The organism is Streptomyces sp. ADMS, from assembly GCF_033441795.1.
Taxonomy (GTDB): Bacteria; Actinomycetota; Actinomycetes; order Streptomycetales; family Streptomycetaceae; genus Streptomyces.
Genome location: NZ_JAVFVX010000215.1, coordinates 1 through 5,694 on the forward strand (window position 1 = coordinate 1; position 5,694 = coordinate 5,694).

The window sequence follows — 5,694 nt, forward strand, 5'->3', positions numbered from 1 at the left end:
CCACGCCCGCGGCGCGCGCGATCTCGCTCAGGCTCGCCTCCGGGTTCCGTCCAAGACATTCGGCCGCCGCCTGCACGATCGGAAGTGGACAGCATGAGTGATCCTTACGAGTTGAGCGTGGGCGTGCCCTCCGTCGAGGTCTTCCGCCGCTTGCGCGCCGATGCCGGCCTCTCGGACAAAGACCCGGAAGCGGTCGCGCTCGCCCTGCCCAACACCTCGCGATGGGCAGGCTCAGGCTGCCGACGAGTGGTCGGTGGCGGCTCGCCGAGTCGGGGCGTGTTGTCCCCAGTCCGTCGGGCGCGCCCCGGTCGCGGATCGTCTTCACGCCCCAGCCCACGATGGTGAGCACGGTGGCTGCCATGAGTCCACCGGGGAGGACCCGTCGGATCCGCCGACCGCCAAGACGTCGAAGGACCCGACGATCGTTGCCCCACCGCAGTACGACCGGTGAGCTGAGAGGGGCCCAGGCCGCAGAAGCAGTCGTAGGGCGGGGCGAGCGGCGTTGAGCCCCTCGCCCCGCCCCGGGGACGAGTTCTGGGTCAGACCACCGCCGGCTGAGGCTCAGGAGCCTCGCGGGTCAGGCGGCCGGCCCGGTGCAGTCCGTAAAGGGACACGGCGCAGGCCAGTCCGAGGACGAGCAGCGCCAGCCAGGGCAGCGCGGACATGCCGGCCGAGCGCGCGGCGTCGAGGGCCGCCCCGGTGAGCAGGTTGCCCAAGGTGATGCCGACACCGCAGATGGTGTTGTAGAGGCCGTAGTGCGTGGCGACGAGGCGGTCGCCGGAGAGCCGGACGATGGTGTCCATCTCGAAGGGGTACGCGATCATCGTGCCCAGCGCCAGCAACAGCGCGGCCAGCGTCGGCGGTACGGCGGCGAGCAGCCAGCGCCCCAGCCTCTCGTCCGGGACGGGCAGGGCCGTCGCAGCGAGCAGCGGTACGAAGGCCACGCCCATGCTCAACAGCCCCCAGGCCAGGGCCTGTCCGGGCTCCAGCCTCGCCTTGCACCACGCTGTCACCCGGGTCTGGCCGAAGATCGTGGCCAGGCCCGAAGCCGCGAAGAGTACCGCGACGGCCGCGGTCCCGAACTCGCCGTCGCCGCCCAGGCGTCGTACCTCCAGCGGCAAGGCCAGATAGACCTGGAAGGACAGGACGTACGAGCCGATCATGGCCGTCGAGAAGAGCAGGAACGCGCGGTTGCGCAGGATCCCGGCCCACTGGGCCAGCACGCGCTCGCGCCCGTCGGCTTTCGCGGCCACCGCGCCGTCCGCCCGCCGGGTGGGCAGTGAGCGGATCTGTACGACGCTCAGCAGCGCGAAGACCGCCGCCGAGACGAGGCAGGTGATGCGGAAGTCGAAGCCGGTCAGCAGCATCCCCACCAGCGGGCCGAGCAGTATGCCCGCCTGGTAGAAGACGTTGAAGAGGGCGAACGCCTCGACTCTGCGCTCCCCCGCGTCGGCCGCCAGATAGGCGCGTACCGCAGGGTTGAACAACGCGCCCGCGAAGCCGGTGGCCGCCGAGGCGGCGAGCAGCGCGGGAACCGAGTCGACCAGGCCGAGGGTGGCGAAGCCGACGGTGCGCAGTACGCACCCTGCGACGATCAGCGGCTTGTAGCCGAGCCGGTCGGCGAGTGTGCCGCCGATGAGGAACATGCCCTGCTGGCTGAAGTTCCGCACGCCCAGGATGAGTCCGACCATCCAGCCGGCCAGGCCGAGGGAGCCGGACAGGTGGGCGGCCAGATACGGCATCAGCATGTAGAAGCCGAGGTTGATGGTGAACTGGTTCACCATGAGCAGCTGGACGCTCCGCTCGTAGGAACGGACCTGTGTGAGCATCGTCTTCACCGCGCCGCACCGCCTTCGGCGGCACCGGCCGACCCGGCCATCAGGAAGAGGGGGTCGCTGACCGTCGTGCAGCGGGTCCAGCGGGTGACTTCCTTCTCGTCCGGCCTGCCCACCAGTTCCGGTTCGGGTGCGGGTGTCACGTCCGACAGCCCGTGTTCGGCGCAGTAGTCGTCGTCGTAGACGGTCTCCAGGTATCGCTGGGGTCCGTCGGGGAAGACCGCCACGATGCGGGTGCTCGCAGGAGTCGTACGGGCGAGCCAGCCGGCCACCAGCGCGACCGCGCCGACGCTCCAGCCACCTGTGGCGTAGTGCGAGGTGGCCAACTTCCTGCAGGCCCAGACCGATTCGCCGGGTGCCACCCAGTGCACCTCGCTGAAGTTCTCGTAGGCGACGTTGCGCGGGTAGATGCTGGAGCCGAGGCCACGCATCAGCCGAGGTCGGGCGGGCTGGCCGAAGATGGTCGAGCCCACGGTGTCCACACCCACCAGCCGCACCTCGGGGTACAGCTGGCGCAGGACGCGCGAGATGCCCGCGGAATGGCCGCCCGTCCCGACACTGCAGACAAGCATGTCGATGTGGCCCACCTGCGAGGCGAGTTCGAGGGCGAGCGGGGTGTAGGCGGAGACGTTGTCCGGGTTGCCGTACTGGTCGGGACACCAGGCTCCGGGGCTTCGTGCCAGCAGTTCGGCGACCCGGTCGCGGCGGGCCTGCTGCCAGCCGCCGGTGGGGTGCGGCTCGGGGACCATGTCGACGGTGGCCCCGTAGGCCGTGAGCAGCCGGGTCATGGACGGTTCGAGGCCCGGGTCGGTGACGAGGGTGACGGGGTGCCCGTAGACCATTCCGGCCAGGGCGAGGCCGAGGCCGAGCGTGCCGCTGGTCGACTCGATGATCGGGCGTCCCGGGCCCAAGTCGCCGCGGGCTCGGGCCCGTTCGACCATGTGCAGTGCGGGACGGTCCTTGATGCCGCCGGGGTTGAAGCCCTCCAGCTTGGCCCAGAAGCCCCGGTCGGGCGGGGAGAAGGGCTGGGATACGCGCAGAACAGGGGTGTTGCCGACCAGCCCGGGGAGGGTGGAGGCGGCGGGGGTGAAGTCACTCGTGGTCAGGGAGTGCATCTCTTTCGCTCTCGTTCGATGCGGACGCATGTGGATGCTCATCTCGCGCGGCGGCAGATGCGCGGCGCGCGGCGGTCCGGCCGGGGCCGACCTGCCAGGGCTGCGTCTATATGCGCCACTGGCAGAGGGCGATGAGAGCGGGCCGGCCGCCGCTCGGTGGGAGTCTTCGCGCGGCGACACGGGGATCGTGCGAGAGGCGGTCCGCCACGCCCGCCAGCGACGCGGGGGCGGTCGCAGGCGATGAGGCACGAGCCGAGGACTTCGAGAAGGCGGCTGCCTCAGAAGGGGCGTCGTGACAACGGTCGGGACTGTCCGATGCGTCGAGGCTCTCGCCCTCGGAGTCGTCCGCGGGCGACGGGACTTCACTCGACGCGGCGGCCAGGTGACCGTACGGCTGCTCCGACGTATGGAGCTGATCGCTGAGACACGTCAGCATCGCGAACAGCAGGGCGTACAGCGCGGTCAGGACGAGTCGGCCCTGGCGGAGCGAACGTGCTCCTGGGGCATGGACAGGGACGGTGGCAGGGGTGGGGGGCACAAGCTCTCCGTGCGGCGCCGCCCTGGCCGGAAGGATCACGGCAGGGGCAGGGATCAGTGGGGGGGTGGAAACAGTCGTCGACCATCCCCGCAGCGCACCGCACCGAAGAACGGCATGCAGAGGAGGTCAGACGCCAGGAACCGGCCGCCGGGAAATACGCGACCACGGCTTTGGGCCGGGTCGGTGACCCCTGGGAAATGACCGGTCCGGAAAGACGCTGACCTAGATACGCAGAACCGCGGAGTCCGCCGCATGCTCTACCGGAGCCACGACGTGCTGAGCCGCTGAGTGATGAGCGTGCGCCAGCCGAGACAGGCCGTCGTCATCGCTCGCCGAGCTCAGCGGAGACAAGCAGGGCACGCCGACACCGGGCGCCTGCGGAGGCTGCCCGAGCGAGCACTCCCCACCGGCGTGGTGCTGCCCGTGACCCTCGTGATGGTCGCCCGATGGACCACGGGGAGTCTCGCCCGAGAACACTGCCGACGTGGCACTCGCAACCTTTTCGCGGTCCACGGTGGGCGTGGAGTGAACGCCGGGCACCGCGACGCCTTCGCCGGACGAGACGTGACGTACCGTGGCATCGGGGTTGACGGCATGCGTGTACAGCAGACCGAAGAGGAACAGGCCCAGGCCCACCATGCGCCACAGAACCGCTGTCGAGCGGCTCCGCTGCACACCGGAAGGCGACCAGGCTGTAATCACGCCGTGATCCTAACCCGCCCCCGGAAGCACTCCCGCTCCGAACGGCGAGAACACTGCGTAAACAAGCCATCCTGCGGATGCGGCCGCCCTCCGGAGGAACCAACCGCGTGCAGGCGCACGGCACTTCACCGACTGCAAACAGTTGTTTCGGCGTCGTGCGGGCGGCGCGGAGGTCCGGGACCAGCCGTCTACTATGGCCCTGCGTACTCGCTTGCGCATTCGGTGGCGAACCATGATCTCCGCCTTGAGATCCCCCAGCCGTCGCATGGCCCCGACTCCCCCCACCGCCTTGCCGGCGCCCCCGACGCCGGTCAGCTACGACGGGCCCTCACAACCGTGGCCGACGCCTCCCCGCACTGAGCGACACGTCCCTCCACACTCCCGGGCACTGCCTTCGGAGGTCGCGTTGGCTTGGGAGCGCCGGAACGCGGCCCGGACACACCGTCAGAAGACGGCCGCAGGTTCACAGGCCGGGGGCGCCCCAGAGCGGGAACCAGCGGCTCAGGTCCTCCTCGACGCGCAGGTCGTCCTTGACCGTGGCCTTGACCTGGAGTTCCAGCGGGTTGTCGCGTTTCTGGCCGGGCAGCGGAGCGAACGGGTAGAAGGTGCCGCGCTTGTAGAGGTAGACCAGCGCGAGGGGGCGCAGCTCGGCGTCGTGGAACGTGACCAGAGAGCACAGGAGTTGCGGGCCGAAGCCGCTGTCCTGCAGGGCGGTGTTCACCGCGTGCAGGTCGTTCACGAGGGCGGGCAGGTCGCCGGGGTCGCGACGGGAGAGCAGCCACGAGTACCCGTAGGAGTCACGGCTGAACTCCACTGGAGTACCGCCCCGTTGTGAGTCGGCGTCCAGCAGGGCCCGCACCTCCTGCTGGACCTGGGCGAAGGCCCCGCCCTCGATGGCGGCGAAGCACACCGAGCCCGCTCCGGTCGGAGTGAAGCCGATGGCCGCCTGGAGGGTGATCGCCGCCGAGGGCAGGCCGAAGAGCTGGTCCAGGTCGGGCTTGACCGGCTTGGTCCGGCCGAGCAGGACGTCCAGGAAACCCACGGGTCCTCAGCTCCTTCTCGTCACGTGTCGTCCCTCGGTTTCCCGCCCGCCCCGCCCAGCTCGACGGAGATCTCCGCGAGCGCCTCGATGCGGCGTTCCAGGCTGGGGTGGGTGGAGAACATGCCGGCCAGAGCGGTGCCGGGGCCCAGGGCGGGGGCGAAGAAGAACGCGTTGAACGCCTGGGCGGTGCGCAGATCCCTGGTCGGGATACGGGCGATGTCGCCGCTGACTTTGGTCAGCGCCGACGCGAGCACCGAGGGCTTGCCGGTGAGCATGGCCGCGGCGCGGTCGGCGGCCAGTTCGCGATAGCGGGACAGCGCCCGGATCAGCAGGAAGCTGAGGCCGTAGACGAGCGCGGAGACCGCCATGACGATCGCGAGCAGGGCGGCGGTGTTCTGGTCGCGGCCGCGTCCGCCGAACAGCTGGGAGTAGAAGGCGAAGCGGACGATGAGTCCGGCGATC

At 70.2% G+C, this 5,694-nt stretch carries 5 protein-coding genes and 1 pseudogene; 1 reads left to right on the forward strand and 5 read right to left on the reverse strand.

Features of this window, described 5'->3' with window-relative positions; translation table 11 throughout:
• Positions 1-93 precede the first annotated feature (93 nt).
• Positions 94-216, forward strand: a pseudogene (locus RB628_RS39205) (GNAT family N-acetyltransferase); the annotation flags it as partial.
• A 323-nt stretch (positions 217-539) separates the two neighbouring features.
• Here RB628_RS39205 and RB628_RS39210 read toward each other — a convergent pair.
• The 5 genes from RB628_RS39210 to RB628_RS39230 form a co-directional block, all read right to left on the reverse strand.
• The gene (locus RB628_RS39210) at positions 540-1,838 is read right to left on the reverse strand and encodes an MFS transporter (protein WP_318325428.1); all 1,299 of its coding nucleotides are present in this window, start codon (positions 1,836-1,838) and stop codon (positions 540-542) included.
• Positions 1,835-2,950, reverse strand: coding sequence for a PLP-dependent cysteine synthase family protein (locus tag RB628_RS39215; protein ID WP_318325429.1), 1,116 nt, complete (start codon positions 2,948-2,950; stop codon positions 1,835-1,837). Before RB628_RS39215 ends, RB628_RS39210 begins: the two co-directional genes overlap by 4 nt.
• A gap of 106 nt (positions 2,951-3,056) precedes the next feature.
• The gene (locus RB628_RS39220; protein ID WP_318325431.1) at positions 3,057-3,488 is read right to left on the reverse strand and encodes a hypothetical protein; all 432 of its coding nucleotides are present in this window, start codon (positions 3,486-3,488) and stop codon (positions 3,057-3,059) included.
• Between the two features lie 1,165 nt (positions 3,489-4,653).
• Positions 4,654-5,232, reverse strand: coding sequence for a PspA-associated protein PspAB (gene pspAB / locus RB628_RS39225; RefSeq protein WP_318325432.1), 579 nt, complete (start codon positions 5,230-5,232; stop codon positions 4,654-4,656).
• 20 nt (positions 5,233-5,252) lie between these two features.
• A partial coding sequence (locus tag RB628_RS39230) for a M48 family metalloprotease (RefSeq protein ID WP_318325433.1) occupies positions 5,253-5,694 on the reverse strand: 442 nt, incomplete at its 5' end.

Coding starts and splice junctions, on each gene's coding strand:
- RB628_RS39215 (WP_318325429.1), bottom strand. CDS start 2,950: ATGCACTCCCTGACCACGAGTGACTTCACCCCCGCCGCCTCCACCCTC.